Annotated in this window: 14 protein-coding genes; 3 read left to right on the top strand and 11 right to left on the bottom strand. The window is 35.7% G+C overall.

The genetic code is table 11. The features are described from left to right. The first annotated feature begins 695 nt into the window (after nt 1–695). The 3 genes from mobA to mobC are packed head-to-tail and all read left to right on the top strand — an operon-like array spanning nt 696 to nt 4,474. Nucleotides 696–1,133 carry a conjugal transfer protein MobA gene (gene mobA, locus FLACHUCJ7_RS05120; RefSeq protein WP_180908136.1) on the top strand — a complete coding sequence of 146 codons (438 nt, stop codon included), beginning with the start codon at nt 696–698 and terminating at the stop codon, nt 1,131–1,133. 1 nt (nt 1,134) lies between these two features. Beyond that, entirely contained in the window at nt 1,135–2,439 is a 1,305-nt protein-coding gene (mobB, locus tag FLACHUCJ7_RS05115; RefSeq protein WP_180908135.1) for a conjugal transfer protein MobB, read from the top strand. 16 nt (nt 2,440–2,455) lie between these two features. Beyond that, nucleotides 2,456–4,474, top strand: coding sequence for a conjugal transfer protein MobC (gene mobC / locus FLACHUCJ7_RS05110; RefSeq protein WP_180908134.1), 2,019 nt, complete (start codon nt 2,456–2,458; stop codon nt 4,472–4,474). 55 nt (nt 4,475–4,529) lie between these two features. On the opposite strand, the gene FLACHUCJ7_RS05105 is transcribed toward mobC, so the two are convergent. From FLACHUCJ7_RS05105 to FLACHUCJ7_RS05055, 11 genes are all read right to left on the bottom strand, one after another. Further along, complete coding sequence (locus FLACHUCJ7_RS05105) at nt 4,530–5,708, bottom strand: O-antigen ligase family protein (RefSeq protein WP_230408802.1); 1,179 nt, start codon at nt 5,706–5,708, stop codon at nt 4,530–4,532. A 687-nt stretch (nt 5,709–6,395) separates the two neighbouring features. Next, the gene (locus tag FLACHUCJ7_RS05100) at nt 6,396–7,982 is read right to left on the bottom strand and encodes a transglutaminase domain-containing protein (RefSeq protein WP_180908132.1); all 1,587 of its coding nucleotides are present in this window, start codon (nt 7,980–7,982) and stop codon (nt 6,396–6,398) included. A 195-nt stretch (nt 7,983–8,177) separates the two neighbouring features. Next, nucleotides 8,178–8,804: a hypothetical protein gene (locus tag FLACHUCJ7_RS05095; RefSeq protein WP_180908131.1), complete on the bottom strand. Its 627-nt coding sequence runs from the start codon at nt 8,802–8,804 to the stop codon at nt 8,178–8,180. 5 nt (nt 8,805–8,809) lie between these two features. Beyond that, the gene (locus FLACHUCJ7_RS05090; protein WP_180908130.1) at nt 8,810–9,565 is read right to left on the bottom strand and encodes a hypothetical protein; all 756 of its coding nucleotides are present in this window, start codon (nt 9,563–9,565) and stop codon (nt 8,810–8,812) included. Nucleotides 9,566–10,035: 470 nt separating this feature from the next. Next, on the bottom strand, nt 10,036–10,596 hold the full coding sequence (locus tag FLACHUCJ7_RS05085; protein WP_180908129.1) for a hypothetical protein: 561 nt from the start codon (nt 10,594–10,596) through the stop codon (nt 10,036–10,038). Further along, nucleotides 10,593–10,982, bottom strand: coding sequence for a hypothetical protein (locus tag FLACHUCJ7_RS05080; protein ID WP_180908128.1), 390 nt, complete (start codon nt 10,980–10,982; stop codon nt 10,593–10,595). The genes FLACHUCJ7_RS05085 and FLACHUCJ7_RS05080 overlap by 4 nt, the downstream gene beginning before the upstream one ends. Nucleotides 10,983–10,989: 7 nt before the next feature. Continuing rightward, nucleotides 10,990–11,739, bottom strand: coding sequence for a hypothetical protein (locus tag FLACHUCJ7_RS05075; protein WP_180908127.1), 750 nt, complete (start codon nt 11,737–11,739; stop codon nt 10,990–10,992). Nucleotides 11,740–11,744: 5 nt separating this feature from the next. After that, the gene (locus FLACHUCJ7_RS05070; protein ID WP_180908126.1) at nt 11,745–13,217 is read right to left on the bottom strand and encodes a T9SS type A sorting domain-containing protein; all 1,473 of its coding nucleotides are present in this window, start codon (nt 13,215–13,217) and stop codon (nt 11,745–11,747) included. A gap of 29 nt (nt 13,218–13,246) precedes the next feature. Next, a complete protein-coding gene (locus FLACHUCJ7_RS05065; RefSeq protein ID WP_180908125.1) occupies nt 13,247–14,359 on the bottom strand; it encodes a hypothetical protein in 1,113 nt (370 codons plus the stop codon). A 205-nt stretch (nt 14,360–14,564) separates the two neighbouring features. Then, nucleotides 14,565–19,889 carry an N-6 DNA methylase gene (locus FLACHUCJ7_RS05060; RefSeq protein WP_180908124.1) on the bottom strand — a complete coding sequence of 1,775 codons (5,325 nt, stop codon included), beginning with the start codon at nt 19,887–19,889 and terminating at the stop codon, nt 14,565–14,567. Then, nucleotides 19,876–20,310, bottom strand: a complete 435-nt coding sequence (locus FLACHUCJ7_RS05055) for a DUF1896 domain-containing protein (protein ID WP_180908123.1) — start codon at nt 20,308–20,310, stop codon at nt 19,876–19,878. The genes FLACHUCJ7_RS05060 and FLACHUCJ7_RS05055 overlap by 14 nt, the downstream gene beginning before the upstream one ends. Between the last annotated feature and the right edge of the window lie 137 nt (nt 20,311–20,447).

Here is a 20,447-nt window from a genome sequence, read left to right as displayed (position 1 = left end):
CTGTAGGTAATCGGACAGGTAATTCTCTCTCTTTTACAGTACACAAGTAGTTTTGTCTCTGCCTGCGTATCTGATTACATGTGTATTATCTTAATCAACTGCCTCGGTATAGTAGTACCGTTTCAGATAGAGCTGCACATAGTGAGATACTAATTCGATTACATCTGCGTACATACAGCCCAATCTGTAAGTGGGTAATCAGTGGCCTACTTTTCCTTATGCTACTATACAAGATTAGCAGCTTATGTATATTCCAATTTCGGTATCTACGTTACTCTGTAGATAAATACAGAGGTAATTCTAAAACTGCCTGCATTTGCTTTCTTATACAAAGGAATAGAGATATCTATGTGCTTTTATTACTGCGGTATTGCTTGGCATTCAAAGACAGTTTTTGGCATTGTAACACATTGCATTACTTTGTTAAAGAGCCCTTTACTTTGTAAAATGATTTTTAGAGAAAGTCTCATGCAAAAGCATTATGACATATCGGTATGAAAGTGAACGGCCAAAAGCCGTTTTTCCCTGCTAACATTAATCCGCCTGAAAGAGCGGATTTTCCTTTCACCAGAAAGGAGCAAGTTGTGTTTTGAGCTGCTGGAAATGAATTCCGCTGCTCAAAACAACTTGCCCCGCCGGGGGCTGGAAAACATTCTCCAAAGTCGATGTTTTATAAAATTATAAATGGATTTTTTATGACCGAAAATACTAACAGACCACAAAAGAAATCAGGACGCAATCCTAAAACGGATCCCGCTGTATTTCGTTATTCCATATCCTTAAATGCGCAAGAAAACGCCCGTTTTCTTTCTCTTTTTGAGCAGTCACAAATGAAAGTAATGGCTCATTTTATCACTGCCTGTATCTTTCAGAAGACAATTAAAACCGTAAAAGTGGACAAGGCCACAATGGATTATTATATGCGGTTAACTACTTTTTACGGGCAATTCCGGAGCGTTGGAGTGAATTACAATCAAATCGTAAAGCTACTTTATCGCAATTTCTCCGAGAAAAAAGCCGCAGCTTATCTCTATAAACTCGAAAAAAATACCGCTGAAATGGCAGTATTGTGTCAAAAAATCATACAGCTTACAGGGGAATTTGAAGCAAAATATAGTAAAAACAACAAGTGATATGGTAGCTAAAATTGGCAGAGGACAAAATTTGACCGGCGTACTTTCCTATAATCAACTCAAAGTCGAGAAGGAAAATGCAGAGATTCTCTTTACCAATAAGATGCTGGAAACTCCTGATGGTCAATATTCTGTTGCCCTGCTGCAGCGTTCTTTTGAACCTTATTTGCTGGCGAATCGTAAAACGGAGAAAACGGTTCTGCATATTTCTCTGAATCCGGATCCAAAGGATAATGTCAGTGATGAAAAATTTAATGCAATTGCGCAGGAGTATATGGAAAAAATGGGATACGGCGAACAACCTTATGTAGTGTTCAAACATACCGACATTGAACGCACCCACATTCATATTGTTTCAGTTTGCGTGGACGAGCAAGGCCGGAAAATTTCCGATAGTTATGAGCGTAGACGTTCGATGGATATATGCCGTGAGTTGGAACAAAAATACCAATTAGCCTGTGTTGCTGAAAAAGAGTCCAAATACAACCAGAGGGTATTTCGCCCAGTGGATTACAAGAGTAATGACCTTAAAGATCATGTTGCTTCAGTGGTACGATACCTGCCCAAATCCTATCAGTTCCAAAGTTTAGGGGAATATAATGCTTTGTTATCACTGTTTAATATTACAGCAGAAGAAGTCAGTGGAGAGTTAAATGGAAAGCCCAAACATGGGCTGGTCTATTTTGTCTTAAATGAAAATGGGGAAAAAGCAAGCAATCCTTTCAAAGCCTCTCTTTTTGGAAAAAATGCAGGCTACATTGAGCTGCAAAATCATTTTACAGTTTCCGCAGCGTCTCTTAAAAAAAGTGATGCGGGAATTACAATTAGAAAAGCAATTGAAACAGTCTTGCAGTCGGCCACTCACGAAACGGGCTTTAAAAAGCAATTGGCAAGGATAGGGATTAATGTTGTTGTCCGACGAAATGAAACAGGACGTATCTATGGCATTACATTCATAGACCACAATTCCAAATCAGTCTGGAATGGTTCGCGTTTGGGAAAAGAATTATCAGCTAATGTATTTAACCATTGGTGGAACGAGGGACAAAAACCGGAAATCATAAATGCAGAAGAACCACAAACAATTTCCACTCAAGCAGCAATATCGGAAAGCTTACCAACGGACAAAGTTCACGATTTATTTGATTTTCTACATTATGAAAGTCCTGCATATGCTGGTGACGGTCCTAGTACTATAGAGGGTTTAGGCGGATTATTGCCCGAAGTTCAGGGAGAAGATTTTGAGGAACAAGCCTTTGCAGATCGTCTCAGGAAAAAGAAAAAGCGAAGAAGCAATAACAAATAATTAAAAAATAACAGCTATGCAGGGAGAAGATGACTTAAGGGGATTAGCCAAGATTATGGAGTTTATGAGAGCAGTCAGTATTTTATTAGTACTGATGCACTGCTATTGGTTTTGTTACGGGTTCTTCAAAGAAGAAGGGTGGACATTATCTATTATTGATAAAATATTAGGGAACTTTCAGCGGACTGCAGGACTGTTTTCACATACGCTGTATACCAAACTATTTGCTTTGGTTCTTCTGGCGTTAAGCTGTCTGGGCAGTAAGGGAGTGAAAAACGAAAAAATTACCTGGGGCAAAATCTACACAGCACTAACGATAGGCTTTGTTTTTTTCTTTCTCAATACCCCATTACTCAGGCTGCCTGTTGAAATGGCTACATTTTTATATATTTTCACCCTAAGTTTGGGATATATTGCCCTGCTGATGGCAGGTGTATGGATGAGCAGGCTGCTCAAAAACAGCCTTATGGATGATGTCTTTAATACCGAGAATGAAAGTTTCATGCAGGAAACCGAGCTAATCCAAAATGAGTATTCTGTCAATCTGCCGACTAAATTCTGGTACCATAAAAAACAACACAACGGCTGGATAAATATTGTAAATCCGTTTCGGGCAACCATTGTCTTAGGCACTCCGGGTTCCGGTAAATCCTATGCAATTGTAAACAATTATATCAAACAACAGATTGAGAAAGGTTTTTCCATGTACATCTACGATTTTAAGTTTGATGATCTCTCTACCATTGCCTATAATCATTTATTAAAGCATACGGATAAGTACCAAGTAAAGCCCAAATTCTACGTCATTAATTTTGACGATCCTCGAAAAAGCCACCGTTGCAATCCAATCAATCCTGATTTTATGACAGACATATCCGATGCCTATGAGTCTGCCTATACCATTATGCTGAACCTGAACCGTTCGTGGATACAGAAGCAGGGGGATTTTTTTGTTGAAAGTCCGATTATCCTTTTGGCGGCCATCATTTGGTTTTTAAAGATTTATGATAACGGGAAATACTGCACTTTTCCTCATGCGATTGAATTATTGAATAAAAAGTATGCAGATGTGTTTACCATTTTGACGACATATTCCGAACTGGAAAATTATTTATCGCCATTTATGGATGCGTGGCAGGGAGGTGCACAAGACCAATTGCAAGGTCAGATCGCATCAGCAAAAATACCATTATCCCGTATGATCTCCCCAAGTCTTTATTGGGTAATGACCGGTGATGATTTTTCATTGGACATCAATAATCCTAACGAACCTAAAATCCTCTGTGTGGGCAATAATCCTGACAGGCAGAATATTTATTCCGCTGCATTGGGTTTGTACAATTCCAGAATTGTGAAACTCATCAATAAAAAAGGCCAGCTTAAAAGCTCGGTAATCATAGACGAGCTGCCAACCATCTATTTTCGAGGACTGGACAATCTAATAGCCACTGCACGAAGCAATAAGGTTGCCGTTTGTTTAGGGTTTCAGGATTATTCACAATTGACCCGCGATTATGGGGATAAAGAAAGTAAGGTAATTCAAAATACAGTAGGAAATATTTTCAGCGGTCAGGTTGTTGGAGAAACAGCAAAAAGCCTTTCGGAACGTTTTGGTAAAATATTACAGCAGCGACAAAGTATGACCATCAATCGCAATGATAAATCAACTTCCATTTCCACACAGTTGGAAAGCCTGATACCCGCTTCCAAAATATCTACCCTGACACAAGGAATGTTTGTGGGAGCTGTTTCCGATAACTTTGAGGAGCGTATCGAACAAAAGATCTTCCATGCTGAGATTGTGGTCGATAATGAGAAAGTGGCCGCGGAAAGTAAAACCTACCAGAAAATCCCAAATATACTTTCATTTGTAAATGAACAGGGTGAAGATACGATGAAAGCGGAAATTGAGGCTAACTACAAACAAATAAAGAAGGATATTATTGAAATCGTGTCCGTTGAACTGGAAAGGATTAAGAACGATCCGCTCTTGCAGCATTTAATTAAAAAAGAAACAAGTACTAAAAAAGAATAAATTCAAAAATTTACTTCTGGACAAAATCCCGTATCAATCAAAATGTAGCCATATTTTATCGGACATTTTTCAAATATTCTTTGGCTTCCTGTTTATAAAAGTTGACTTTGCCTGACTTAATTTTTACAGGTAAACTAATTATTTCCTGTGCTGTTTTAATACTTTTTACCTTTTGATTTGTCTGAGTATAAAAATGAAACAGGTTTATTCGAGGCTGATACCTAAAAGGCTCAATACCTAAATTAGTTAGTAATAATTGCTCTGTCTTTACAGAATTTTTTTGCGCTGTATAAATATTGGCCAATATTATGTTTGCATCTGGAATTTTAGATTTTTTTACAGAGTTTTCCATCATACCAATTCCCTGTTGTACCTCTTGATCGGTATATTTTTCGTATCCAAGTTTAAATTCAACAAATGCATCATCTTTAATCAAAAACATGTCATTATTGCTGAGTTTATAGTAAAATTTTTGATTTGTATCTTCTGTAACCATTTTAAAATCACGTAAACATTTGGTTTTTAAACCAAATACAGCTCCAATACTTAAAAACGTAAATAAAGAAATACACTTTAAAATGTTCACTATCCTCTTATTAGAAATAACAAATACCTCAAATTTATTGTTTCCATGCACAAATAGCATTGCTAATGCCCAGACCATAAAAACCATCGCTGTTGGATTATATAAAACAGAAGTAAACAATCCTAAGAAAGCAAAAGCAGCCACAATAGTAAGAGCAAATCTGGTCATGGGGTTGAGCTCTATTTTCCAAATCAGCATAAATAATAACATCCCAATTAAAATAAAACCTAACAATCCAATCTCGAATACGATTTGAATATAATCATTTAAAGCATTAGAAACATAATCTGCCACTTTCACTTCTTTCCAGGGACGTTGCTTTTCTAAAAAATAATAAGCTTTTGAGTTATTATAAACCCCGTCAAAATTAAAAATGCCGTTTCCAAAAATGGGACTTTTCTGAATATCCAATAAGGCAATTTTCCTAATCAATGTCCTCCCATCAACTGAATCCTTGTTTAATTGATATAACAAATACAAGCAGCACATAACCGCAATACTAATAGTGACAAATAAAATTATTGTTTTCTTTTTATTTATTCTGAGAAAAGAGATATTTTTTGGAGAAGTAAACAATAGAACCAAAATACCGATTATTAATGATATCCATGATGCTCTGGATTCTGTCAAATAAAGGACATATATCATGGAAAAAACACTCAATAGTAAAGTTACTGTGACAGCTATTCTTTTTTCCTTAACGATAAGAATTTGATACAGTAAAACAAGTATGCCTATTACCATATAAACTCCTAAAAAATTTGGATTTATAAAAGTTCCCAGAACCTTAAAATATTTATTTTCCGAATTTATAAAGTCAAAATTTTGTAATAATGCCACTAAAGACTGGACAAAACAATAACTCCAAATCAGATATAAAGTCCTGTTAAAAAGAATCTTTTTTTCTTGGTTTTTATTATAACTCCAACGAAATAAATAAAAAAGCACAATATAGCATATGAATACCCAGAATTGGTCGTATAAAAAAGTATAAAAAGAAAAAAGAAAATAATGAACAAGAACATATAATAAAAATAAAAGCATCACTAAATCTACAGCGTAAATCTTGAATACTTTGTTTTTTAAAGTGCTTATTGTTTTTAAAACTCCCCATAAAGAAACCACTGTAACCAAGTACAGTTCTTTTCCAATTTTGTTGGAATTTAAAATAAATGGATATGAAATAAAAGGTAACGCAAAAATTAAAATGATAAACAAGCAATCCATTTTTTGAAGCAGATTATTTGTCTGGTAGGAATTATATTTACTCATTGGGAAATATTATTGTAATGAACATAAACTGCATTTAAAATATACATTATTAAAATTTGTTATTTAATACCATGTAATAAGGTTTGATACTGACTCAATAGTAAAGATTCTTTCATAAAAATCAGGTTTTAAGGGACACATCAAAAAAAGTGCATTTTTAGGTAATTTTTTAAAAGAAATTGTATTGTCTTCGGAGGCAATTTGTTCTTCTACAAGCTGCCAACTACCGCTCCAGACATATATTCTATAGATCTCTCCTTTTATGATTTGAAAAGGGTTGTTATCAGTATGTTTATTTTTATACTCGTTTTCTCTGGATAGAACGACAGGAAAAGATTTTAACGGATCAGGCTTTAAAATCGTTTTTATCCCTTTTGTATCTAAAAGTATTGGATAATTCTCAAAAACCATTTTCCCTGAAACAAAAACACTTGGTAAGTAGACAATATCTCTTCCCATATTTTTATACAAAGAAACTTTATTATTTATTTTTGCCCAGTCAAGTGGTCGCCAGTTTCCTCTATTAAATACATTAAGATAGCTGACTTGTGAAGCTACTTGAGAACTAAAAGAATAATTTATATCGCTTACTTCAACATATTCGGATGTGACATCCAAAATATTTTTGCTTTTCAAAAAATCATCAGGAATTTCATTTTCCGGAATTATAGAAGTCAAATTCCCTTTTTGTTCCGAGAATGTAACTCTGAACACTTTGCCTAGTCGTTTGGCTGCAGCATTATAAACATAAGGCAGATCCTGATTCCCATTAAAAGGGATATGAACTCCTTTACTGTCTATAACGGTATTCCAATAATGCCTGTTTGAAGAAGCTGCATAATGCGGTGTATAATCAAAAGTTGTCGCGACACCAAGTGACCTTCCGGCAAAAATAACAACATTAGCAAGATCTGGACAATTGCCTTCCCTCCAAAACAATAATTCCGTTGGTCCTAAAAGAGGTTTAGGGTCAAAACGTTTTAATACAAAGTCAAAATGTTTTATGTCCCCGATTATTTTAGAACATAATTCAACCGGATCATTAGGATCTGACAATCCGGATGATAATTTATTGAAGGTCATTTGATATTCAGGTCTCCATTCCTGCATTGGTTCCGTCAAACTGCGATAAGGGAGAATGTATTCACAAAATGTTTTAAAATCATAGGTTTTTGACCATGGGTTTTCCTTCCATGCTTTAAAAGCCATTTCGATATTCCTAATCAAAAACTCACTTTTAATAACCTCCTTATCTTTAATCAAAGTATTTTTTGGAATCATTCCAACACCATCCTTTAACTTATTAAATTCTTTAGTAGCCTCTTCAATATCCCTATAATTAGTAACTTTAAAAGCAACTTCATTGCCATTTTTATTGAGCCAGACATTATCCGACGAATAATGAATGAGTATATTAGTGGTTAAAAAAACTGCTGCATCATATTGCTCTTTATCTCCTTTTTTTTGGAAATATTCCAAAACTTTGGCGATATCACCTGTGTTTATTTTCTCATTGTTTTTTGATTGACAAAAAGCAGTTATTGAAAACAAAAATGAAAACAGAATTAATTGTATTTGAAGTTTATTCTGAACCTTGGCAAATTTAAAAAAAGGATTATTCGTTACTTTCATAAATAAAATGGTATTCAAATGATAAAAATTTAAGATTTTATTGGAGAGATTTAGAACCTTCAGTGATTGGCTCGTTTCAGTATTAATTACTCGGTTCTCCTTCTATGGAAACGAACTTATCAAGCTAACATAGTCCAAAACATCATTGGTATTGTCGCTAAAAGGCCAGTCAAAACCTTAACTTAATAATATTGGCGCTGAAAGAAAGACCAATTAATAAATATTTGGAATATAAATTACTTGTTTGACCGTCCAGTTACCATTTTCTTTTTCTAATACATAAGTGCGTTCAACAGATCCACCTGATAGGGAAACATAAAAATATTTCAACAGCGCATATTTTTTATTTAAACTCACAATTGGTTTAGATATAACGTGTCCTGTTGCACTTATAGACAATATTCCTTTGTCAGCTTTCAATAATAATTCCTCTTTTTTAATAATTGGAATTTCAAGAGTTTTGAATTTTTTAGCATCCCAATGATAGATTAAACTATCATTTTTGTGTAATAGTTTCAGCTGTTTTATTTCATCTAAACTTATGTAAGAGGTATCGTTAAGCTGTTTTATTTTATCCTCACTCGTGTTTGAGTCACTTATTGAAGCTCTAATTTCCCTTCTTTTATTTTCCAGAGGCAAGTTTTTGTCTAAAGAAGCCATTTCATAATGGTCTAAAACTTCATTACTGGAATATGCTTCTTCAGTCAAATAAGAGGCTTTTAGGAATGGGATTTTTTTCAAATCCTTTTCTTTAACAAAGTCCTGCACGATCTGTTCTTCTATTTTTACGGTTGAACAGGATGCAAAACAGATACAGAATAGTATGATTATTTTTTTCATTTTTTTTATTTATTACACGGTTTTCCCTGTGGAGTGTTGGCACCTCTTGGTTGGTTATCTCTTTCCATTATTCTTCTAGAGGCAATTCTATCTATATCTTCCGGCTTAAGATTCGTGGTATTAAAAGCAGGTGTTCCTTGTAGAGTACCCCAAGCCATATCTGTATAAAACCGATTGGCATCACCATCTACAACGATCCCCGGTTGAAGTTGTTTTATAACAGCAGCCATTGTGTCAATAAAGCTGGATGCAATTTGATTGTGATGTGCAATTTCTTTGTCTCCTGTTCCATTTACAAAAGCCGTATACAAGAAAGGATAACCATCATAAATATGGGAGTTTTTAGTCACTTTATATTCCTCATAAAGCGTATTGAAATAGGCGTGTATGTATTCGTGTATGAGTGATGCAGTCTTGGACGCCACTGTTGCGTTGGGATAGTCTTGATTAAACGTAATATTAAACTGGTTTGTACTGGCTAAATTACCATTTGCTATTGGGCCTGTACTTATGTTGATATTATATTTGGGATTTGCTCCGATAAATTTACTAAGTATTTCAGCCAATTTTCCTTGTTGAATTAATGCATTAAATGATTGCTTTATTACCTCTGCACACGGATCAGGTTTTGGCGTTGGTGGTGGAACAGTAGGCTTGGGAGGTGTTGATCCAGTTGTTCCACCGGTAGGAGGTGGTATAACAGGTTGTACAGGGATATGTGACGCTGCTGCTGCTGCATTTGCTGCCATCTGCGCATCCATTTGTGCACCTATATTATTAAAGTTAGGTTGCGGGTTATAATTTGTTACAATAACACCGGTTTGGCCAGATTGATAGTCATAGTATGTTCCTCCGTACTCAGAGAATTGTGAAAAACCTTTAATTGAGCACAAGACGATCATAAGGCAAATATATAGTTTTTTCATTTTAGTTTTTGGTTAAAATCCTGCCTGCTGTAGGCATTAATTTTTATATTTTTTCCATATTTTAAAAGTTGTATAAGCTAGTAGATAACAAGTTAACATGCTGTTATCAATATTTTTTCATTTTAGTATATGTTTTGAAATGGATTACTTGGCTTACCAATATCTATTGAAATGAAAATAAAAAACCAACACAGTTCCAAGAACATTCTTGGAACTGTGTTTCATTAATTATTTATCTCTAATAATTTATAAGAAACATGTTTCAGTTTGTGAGGAATTTATGAACAAACTTTATGTGGTCTTATTTATTCAAATTTGACACTGTTTAACAAATCGTTTACTATTTTCGTGGCTTCAGTGTAATCCGATTGCTTTTCAAAAACAATTGTCCCTCCAAAAATTTGAGTTTTCTCTTTATTGACTTTTCTAAAAGAATATTGCCCAACGTCTTCATAATAAGTATATATAATTAATGTCTCATTATTTATGTTTTCTAGACTTGATTTATATTGGTGTGATTCTATAAAATCAAATTTTTTATAATCATAATCAGAACCATCTTTAATATCTTTTAATAAATCGTTTTTAACCTCTCCTTTATAAGGATCATTCATTCCAATATAGACGTCATTAATTTTATAAATATTTTTTAAGAGCATCAATTTTTGATCTTTTTTATTGTTTTGATCTAAGGATGTATTTTCAATTTTGACAGCTCCTTTTGGTAATTCGAATTTTACAGATTCTATTTTTTGAATATTTTTACTTCCGCTACAAGAAGCAGCTAAAAGTATTATAATTAGATATTTTAAAAAAAATCCATGATTATCACGATCTAAAGCCTCTATTAGGCAATTTTCTTTCATTCAGGCGAAGCTGTTGTAATTGTATTGTTGTTTAAACTTTTCATTACCAGTTTAGTGCTGGTAATTGTTAGTAATTCCATACACATTTTTTTAGTTATGATATATTTACCCACCATATTACTTCCTACATTACTTTGAACAAAACCATCAGAACATTCGTTCAAATTATTTGACAAATAATATTCTTCTTCACCAATCAAATTACCATTAAGTGAAAGGATCATTTTTGTGTTGGTAAATGTAGTTTTATAAATGTCCTTTTCTACGCCGTCGATTATCCAATTTTTTGACATGATAATTTGTTTGGCATTGGTTGGAATATTTGTTTGTGCCGAACAGCTAGCACTCAAAACAAGTAATAAATATAATATTTGTAATTTTTTCATAATTTTTTTATTTATAGTTTTTAATTGTAACAACATAATTTTTTGGGAAGTTTGCGGGAGGTGATTCTCTAAGATTCCCATAAAAAGGATCTAAATAAATATAATCTCCGTTTGGATGATAACCAACAATAACTACATTGTGATAAACATTGTTACCGACATCTAAATTAGTCATCATAAAATTACCAGCGTCAATAGCTTGTGTAACACCAACAAAAGCAGTTGTTTCAAAAAAATTGTTTGCAAAAGCTGTCATTTTACTGTAATCAACACCGTATAAAATGAGGAAAACACCGAATTGTTTGTGGTAGTAGTCTTCGAATGTTTTTCTATCAACAGTCTTACCATAAATTTGTGCTAAATACTCCATTCCAGAACTAACACAAGTATTCAATACTTGTTTGATGATTGTTGTCGGAATATTTGGTTTTGCTAATTTATCATTAGGTAGCGCAACATATGGCTTGCTGGTAGCTTGTTGACTGCTTCCTACAGTTATAGGAGGTTGTGGCTGTGGCGGTGGTGGTATCACAGGCGGCTTTGGTATATTAGCATTTGCGGCGGCTTGAGCTGCTGCCCATTGTGCATCTTGAGCTGCATTTATAGCGGCCCAGTTAGGTGGTGGGCTATTATATGTTATGACCACACCGGTTTGGCCGGATTGATAGTCATAATAAGTTCCCCCGTATTCCGAGAATTGTGCAAAACCTTTCATTGAGCATAAGACAATTATGAGGCAAATATAAAGTTTCTTCATCTTGTCTATTTTTTTATTAAAATTCTGGAATGCATTTCATTGCCAACCCCTACACGTACAATATACATACCTGCCTTCAGGTTGCCTCCGCTAAGTGTGTAGTGATGCTTTCCTGCAGTTTGTAACGCTCCTGGCTCAAGTATTGCCGGAACTGGATTTCCAGTAAGATCATAGACATTTACACTCACTTGTGCCTCCTTATCTAGCTCATAAGCTATAAATACATCTTCTACAAAAGGATTTGGATACAAAACAATAAAATGATCTTTTTGATCGCTTATAGCAAGGAGTTCATCATCTGTTAAATCATCTTCTTCTCCTTCTCCAGTTTGTTTTAGGATAACACGCATTGGTGGTCCTGGTTCATTCCATTGATTGGTAAAAGTTTGTAAATTGCCTATTAAATAAGTTTTATTGTTGATTACCTTAAATTCTATTTGGGCTGACAGCACTTCCCAGTCTATCGTATTTACGTCTGGTCGGTCGCTAAATGGCCAGTCAAAAACCATATTTAGCTTGTCAAAATATAAAGCGTTATCTTCCCAGATAGCTATAGACTGACTTGTAGTTTTGTTAATTTCCCATTTATAATTTACAGTATTGTCTTGTGCAGAAAACTCGCTATTTAAAGGCAGTACTTTCATGATTTGTTTGCCTGACCAATCTAATTCTATCAACTTTCCTTTCCATTTACCATTAAGATACTTGGATTTAAGAGTCCTATTCTCAGTTTGCTGAAGAGTTTCGATTGCTAATTTATCGATTGCTTCTTTGGCAATACCAGTGTTTTCCGGAGTTTCTTTTTCCTTTAGTTCATTATTAATTGCTGTATCAACATTTTCTTTCACATTTTGCGCAATGTGTTTTAAAAGTTGCTCACTGTTTCCCGTATGACTTTGAGTATAATAAAGGATTGCCTTATTCTCATCTTTAGGCACTCCATAGCCAAAATAGTAACAATTACCCAACCAGTGCTTAGCCATAGGCCAAGAAGATATTTCAAACCATGAAATAGCTTTTTTATAATCTTGTGGCACTCCGAGTCCTTTTAGATACATGTAACCAATAGAATATGCCGCTTGTTCATCTCCATGGTCAGATGCCAATGTGAGCCAGTATATTGCCTTATCAAAGTCAATGTCACAACCAGTACCTATCATGTAAAAGCGACCTATATTGTATTCTGCTGAAGGGTGTCCTTGTAGAGCTGCTTTCATCAAATATTCAAAGGCAAGGTTTTCATCTTTTTCAATCCCTAATCCATTAAGCCGCATAATTCCAGAGATGGCTAAGGAAGAAGCATCCCCCTGGTTTGCACAATTTTGCACAATAGCGTATGCTTTGGTGTAATCGGGTTTAGCATCTGCTGTTCCCAATAAATACGTTTGTGCTTGTTTATTCGTTTCTGTACAGTCGTTCTGCGCATAGTTGGCAAATCCCGAGAGGAAGCAACTTAAAAGAAGTAATTTTTGTTTCATTTTAGTTAAGTTTGGTCTGTGATAGTTGTTTATTTTTTAATTTCCGTGGTTACGTTCACCATTTTTTGAATTGTCTCTCTGATATTTTTCTCATGTCGGTATTCAACGGCACGCAATTTTTGCTGGTACAATTCGTAGCTGTATTTATAGTATTCTTCGGTTACTATTTTTTCGGTATTTTTGTCTAAAACCAGTTTTTCGATTTCATTGTACTGCTGATCGTTTAACTTATAAGCATCTTTTAAAGCTTGAAATTCTTTTTGGGTATCTCGAATAATTCGGTTTTGCATTTGGGATACAAAAACGGTTTCGAATTCTTCTATTTTTAATATTTTACTTAATTGTTCACGGAAGTCCAGATAAATAGCATATTCATCATCACCCGGGTCGTGAAAATTGAAGGCATAAGCTGCATCATTTTCTCTCCATGTTTTTAGTCGTTTATCATTGCGCTCCTGCAAAACCTGCAAAGCCAGTATAATTTGATTTATCCTCTCAACATCTACTTTAGCTTCATTAAGCTTTTTAATCAGGGTATCTGTTTTCGTGTTTTTAGAATAAAATAACCCAAAACTTTTTAACAATTCACGCTCCTTGTCTGATGATTTTATTTTTTCTTCGGTGTAATTATTCCAGGATAAATCCTTATCATAGTTGTAATATTCTTTGGTAACAATTTCATTAGTAGTGGTTTCGGATAGCAGTTTTTTGAGCTTAGTTTCCTGATCCTGAGTAAACTTGTGTCTTTTTTTTAAAAGATTAAATTTGTCATTTGCTATTAGTTTAATTCTGGCATCCAGCTGAGGTAAAAACAACTGTTTGAATTGTGCTATGGTAATAATTTCTGATAATGCCCGTGCAAATTGCTGATTACTATATTTTGTAGTCGTTTCTTCGTCATGAAATACAAAAGGGTATTTGGCTTTTAGTTCATTTTGTAGTTTTGTATCTTCAGCAATAAGTCTGTTTCTTTCTATAATTAAATCCCTGATTTTGGTAACTTGGCTTTTTGATAAGCCCGCATTGTTCATTGCGGTTACAAAATTATCTATGGGATTATTTGAGTCTGATGTCTGGCTAAAAGTAAATTCGATTTGAAATAAAAATAGTACAAGAAAAAGAATAGGTAATTTTTTTATCATGAATTGCTGGTTTTTTTTTGTATTTTTTTTGTAAAAATTTTCATCAAAAATAGTGATGTAAAATGCTGATATGTAGTGTTATTTAGTCAAAACGCAATACTATTTTATCATTTTAAAGTATTTTCTTCCCATTTTTCAAGGAAAAATTTAAGTTCCTGTTCTGAGAATAGTTTGAAATTTGGTTGGCAGAATGATTTTTAAATCTTTATGAAACTTTTAATCTTGAAGTAATATTGGATTGTATTCCTTCTGCCTGTGGTCGTTCCTTTTGTGGTTCCTGTTCCGGAATAATTGATAGTTGTATTTCCCTTTCCAGAGTCGCCAATTCGTTTTTTAATTCCACTAATACATTCTCTTTAGTCCATACGGTATTTACTAATTCTTTAAGGATAGGGATGTCTTTTTCAATCTCACTTATCTTCTTCTGTTCCTGTCTTATCAATCCCGGTAGTTTCTCCAGCGCATTTAAAAAGTTCATGGATGCCAGTTTAGGATCAGTCGCCATCTGTCCATTGTTATAGGTGTATTTGATATTGCCTTCACCTTGTATAAAGAAGCGATTATCATTAATAGTAACTCCTTCTTTTTGAGAGACCTCTGTTTTTACCAAAAGTTTAAAGCCATACAAATTACCGATTTCCTCATACTGTCCTTCGGTACGCGCTTTATTAGCCAGTAGATGGAGTTTCTCACCGATCTGTTTTACATCCGCGTTTGGAGGTAATCCAATCAGTTCAATGGGGTTTAGTACTGTATCTTCCTTATCTCTTCGGATGCGTTTTTGAAGGTTCTGCCAATCCATAGAAAATCTTTCAACCATCGATTTTCCAGTTTCAACTGTTGCCATATAATCTTCGAGTTTATATCTTGACATGGATTTGGAACGGGTAAAAGCCTGTTTTTCGTTTTCGAGTGATGTAATTTTTTTTTCCAATTTGGCTTTTTCAAGCAAATCGGTATTACCTGAGAGTATGGCGACATATTCTGAGAAATTCATTCCTGATTTTTCATCAATACCTCCTTCGTCAATGGTACGCTTACTTAGGCTGTTGTTTTTCAGCTGATCAATAAACAACTGTTTATTATACAACAGGTTAAATTTATAACTATCCAGAGACTTTTCGACGGCGTAAATAATCACATCGACTTTATTATCTGCAAAGAATTTTGCAATTTCATTGCCTTTACGGATAGCCCTGCCATCGCGCTGGGCTAAATCGCTTGGCCGCCACGGCGTGTCCAGATGGTGCACGGACACAGCTCGTTTTTGGGCATTGACTCCCGTCCCCAGCATATCGGTTGATCCGAACAGTATCCTGATTTTTCCTTCGTTCATCATACTGATGAATTCCTTACGCATCTTGTCGGTTTTCGCCTCTTGGATAAAACGTATTTCATTGGCAGAAATACCGTGGTCTTGTGTCAGCTTACGTTTGATTTCCGAATATACATTCCACTCAGTGGGTTTGTAGGTGCCTAAATCGGAAAATACAAACTGGGTTCCCTTTTGGGCATTAAAACGAAAATAATATTCGGCAAGCTTTGCCGCACAATGAGAAACTTTGTTATCGGGATGGTCATCATACTTCTGACTGATCATCCGCATATCCAGCGACATCTTGCGGGCATAGTCCGTGGCAATCAACATTTTCGCTTTCTCTTCACTTTGCGATAATGGAGTACGTCCAAGAAGCGTTGCGTTTCCCGTTTTGGCAAACTCCATCAGGTTTTTGATAAATATTTCCTGCTGCGGTGTTGGCGGTATATTGTGCAGTACCTCTTTCTTTTCCGGACGGTCGATACCAATGTCTTTCGCGGTACGATAATCCGTAATCTCGGAGTAAAACTGAGCCAGTTCAGGCACTTTGATAAAATAGCGGAACCGTTCTTTCTGAACGATATTGTTGGCTACCGAGAATTCGTAATCAGTAGTTTTTCTTGTATAGATAGCTGCCCAGGCATCAAAACAATTAATGCCCTGTTTTTCCAATGCCTGCGGGCGAAGGTATTTGAACAAAAGATACAATTCAGTAAGCGAATTACTAATGGTGGTCCCGGAAAGAAAAGTAGCTCCTAAATCTTTTCCGCTTCGTTCCTGAATGGTTCGAATGGCAAACAGCAGGTTTAACGCCTTTTGGCTTCCCTGCATATTACCCAATCCCGCAACACGGTCATGGCGGGTATTGAACATCAGGTTCTTGAAACGGTGGCTTTCATCCACCAATAAATGATCGATGCCCATCATCTTAAAATCGATCACATCATCCTTGCGGTTTTCAATATCGTGCTGCAGGGTCTTTAGCCTGACTTCCAGATTTTGCTTTCGTACGATAACGCCCTTGAGCATGGCGCGTGATACTTCTTTGCCCTGGGATTCAAGAGCCGATAAATTTTCTTCAACACTATCGAGTTCCGTCTGCAATATTTCTTTTTGCATTTCAGGCGATTGTGGGATCATCCCGAATTGGTCGTGGGTCAGGATAATACAATCCCAGTCATTGTTTTTAATCTCCCCGAAAATACGCATGCGTTTTTGAGGTGTAAAATCCTCTTTGCCCGGATATAATATTTTAGCATGAGGATATGCTTTTCGGTAGGTTTCCGCTATTTCATGAACATTGGCTTTCAGCCCAATAATCATGGGTTTGTGAGCCAGTGCCAGACGTTTCATTTCCTGAGCAGCGGTACACATAATGAGCGTTTTTCCGGCACCAACTTCATGATCGCATATCGCTCCGCCACTCAGTTTGATCATCCATACTGCATCTTTCTGGCTGGAGTACAGGTCTTCAATTCCCAATGCTTTTCTGTCCAGTCCTGGAAAGTCCTGATGGCTGCCGTTGTATTGGGGACGGACAAAGCAATTAAAGGTATCATTGTACTTATCGGTCAGACGTTTTTTAAATTCGTCATTCTGGGCATACAGCCACTGGGAAAACGCTTTACGAATTTCATCAATCTTAGTATTGGCCATCTGGATAGCTTCCATATCCCGTACTTTTATCTCCTGGTCACCATGCATTACTTTTTTGGTAATATCAGGGGTGGTATTGACCAGGCCATGTTTAAGCAGCGTAATTCCATCATAAGAACGGCTTTGAGATTTTATAGCATACTTCTCGGTAATATGGATATTTTTGGTATCGCATTTAATTGAGAAATCATCTGTATTCTCGTTGTAATAAATGCGTACATCCGTATTAAAAAGATGCGAAGCGAAATGGTTGTAGATTCCCGTTGGTATCCAGCGTTCGCCTAAATTAAAATCGAGTTCTTCAAATTCAATACGTCTGGGAAAGGCCTGTTCAAGAGCGTGAAGGCTATCCCTGGTTTGGGTATCGTCTGGGTTTAGCTCTAAATAGTTTTGTATTGCCTGAGCTTTTTCAACTACATTCCCTGAAATCCAACGTTCTGCTATTTCATATTCTTTTTCTAAAGGGTTATAAAAGATACGACCGTGAAGTGCTTCTCTCAGATTATCAGTCGATAACCCGCTGATCTGAGACATATAATCCAAACGGGCAGCTCCATATTTGTTAAGCGATGCTGCTAATGCCTCATCAGGATTATCTGTTGTAATGACAGTGATTGAAAAGCTGACCGGATGATGGAAGATATCCGATTTGTGGACCACACCGCCAACTACACGTTCCAGATACGGAATTTCGTTTCCGGCACTGTCTGTCTTGATAAGTTGAATGTTTTCGGCACTGTTCAGGTTTCCATATCTCTTAACAAAGGCATCATACAACCGGTTTAATATTTCTCTTTCCTGTTTGTGTTCGGTTTGTTTTTGAGCTTCTTTCACATATAATTCCTGATAAGCATCACGCACGTTGATATAGGATTCTGCCCTTGTTTTTTGAATTGGTGCAAGAGTAAGGGGATGAAATAATGCTTTTTGTTCTTCCGTATTTATATCTTTCAGATAGCCGACATACCCGCTGTGAAGCACCAGACATTCATTTCTATAAAAAGACTTCAATTTGTCTTGATAAATACTTACTTCGGCAATAGGTAAAGTTTTTAGTTCAGCAGTATCAGAGAATAAATTCCCTATTATCTGTTTATTTTCACCATTGTGTACTTTTTGAACTGATGGCGTAGTTTCATTTTGCCTTGTTGGTAAATCGAATAAGTTTCCCTGTCGAACCGGTGAAACTATTTTACGTTTAGATTGAGAAAAGTTTTTCTTTTTTTGAGGTATGCTTTTTATCGCAGGAGTATTTTCATAGAAGTTAAACAGGCTCAATTGTGAAGCTGCTGAAAAGTTAGTTGGGGTTAGAGAATGGATTTTATCCTGTTTCTCTTTTTTAATATCAATTATTGGCAGTATGGGTTCAGATATATGAATCGTAGAAATAATGTCTGCCTTATTTATTCTATTATATAAGTTAAAATCCAAATTATTGGAGAAATCATCAGACAGTATATTTTTTAAATCTTTTGCGATTCCTTCCACGCCGTCCTTATGCTCATAAATCCAAGAGGGTTTACCATATTGATTGGTTCCTTTATACAATGAAGTATATACAATACGCTGTCCCTTTGCAAAAAGCAGGTTATTGGTGATATTCTCAGAAGCGATATAAGCTTTGCAGAATTGCTGCTCGATTTGGGAAAGCCCTGATTTAGACTTGTTTTTTTGCAGTACAATCAAATCACTCCCAACTTCGGTACCGGCATAATCGGTGAACAAATTATTGGGTAAACGGATAGCTGAAACCAGATTACAGCTTTGCATCAAAGCCTCACGTATTGGTTCATTTTTGGCACTGTTAAGAACCCCTTGTGAGGTAATAAATACTAGTACGCCACCGTCACGGAGCATATCTACTGATTTTATAAAGAAATAATTGTGAATGCTTCGCGCAGCCTGCGCACGGGCAGTTTCTTTACTTCGTACAAAAGAAAGGTCAAAAACCGATGTATCCCCAAAAGGAATATTACTGGCAATTACATCATAAGTTTCTTTCTCGCTGTCCGGAATTTCTTCAAATCCGGCAACCCTGATGTTATTATCAGGATAAAGTTGTTTTAGTATTTTCCCTGTGAGTAAGTCCTTTTCGTATGCCGCTATATGTGATATCCCTTCATTCTTAAAGGCTTCGATAAAGGATCCAGTTCCTGCAGATGGTTCCAGGAAGCGCTCTATAGAAATTTGCTTTTCTTGAAAGGAATTTGCAATGGCATCAATGATAACAGGCGGGGTGTAAAAAGCCGTCAGGACGGAAGCTCTTATACTGTCGAGATAACGATGGTATTGTTTTTCGTCAAGCGCATTTTCACGTAAAACCTGATGAAGTTCCTGGGTAAATGCAAATAAATCCTGTTCGGATTTCACCCAGCGGTGAAGGTCATCTACCTTATCGGCCGGATTGAGGACAAATTTAAGACCACCGAAACCACTGTATTTCATAAGCAATTGACGCTCGTTTTCAACAGCTTGGCGTTTTTCTTTTTCCAGCAGGAAAACAAGTTGCAACGCCTCAATATTCTTCTTTAAATGTTCTCGTTTATTGAAGGCCATTATCTTCTATCCAGATTTGAATAGTGCCGGTTAGTTCGGTGTAGAGCAGTTCAAATTCAGGGCTGTCCGCAAAGTCATCCGTAAGTTGGTATTGTTCAAATACAGGGATGCCCACAGGCAGCATTTTTAAGGCAAATGGTCTTAATTCCTCATCAGCCATGATCGTGTCAAACTCGTTGCAGACCACTTTAAATACAGTGTCGAATTTGGAGAAGTGTAGTCCTTCAAATAGTACATACTCGGCAATCTCATTGCACTGCTCAATTGTATTGCCTGCTATAAAAGCATCATTGTAGACTTTAGCAGCTAATTGTCCACGTCGTTCAATAAATTGTTTGTCTGTGGATAACTCGGGAAAACTGCTGTTGAGCAATTCCTTTAATCGTAGTGAGTAATAGGATATTTTATTCTCTGCCGCCATAAGTATTTATTATTATTGGATTGTACATTTACTTTACTAAAAAGCAGAGTAAAAGTATAAGGAAGTTTGTTCTTGAATACTTTTTAGGCATTATTTGCCTTTCAACGGCTTTGATTGGCTTGTTTAAATTGTAGCAA

The organism is Flavobacterium salmonis, assembly GCF_903819435.1.
Taxonomy (GTDB): domain Bacteria; phylum Bacteroidota; class Bacteroidia; order Flavobacteriales; family Flavobacteriaceae; genus Flavobacterium; species Flavobacterium chungangense.
This window is presented reverse-complemented; position numbering and strand designations above follow the sequence as displayed.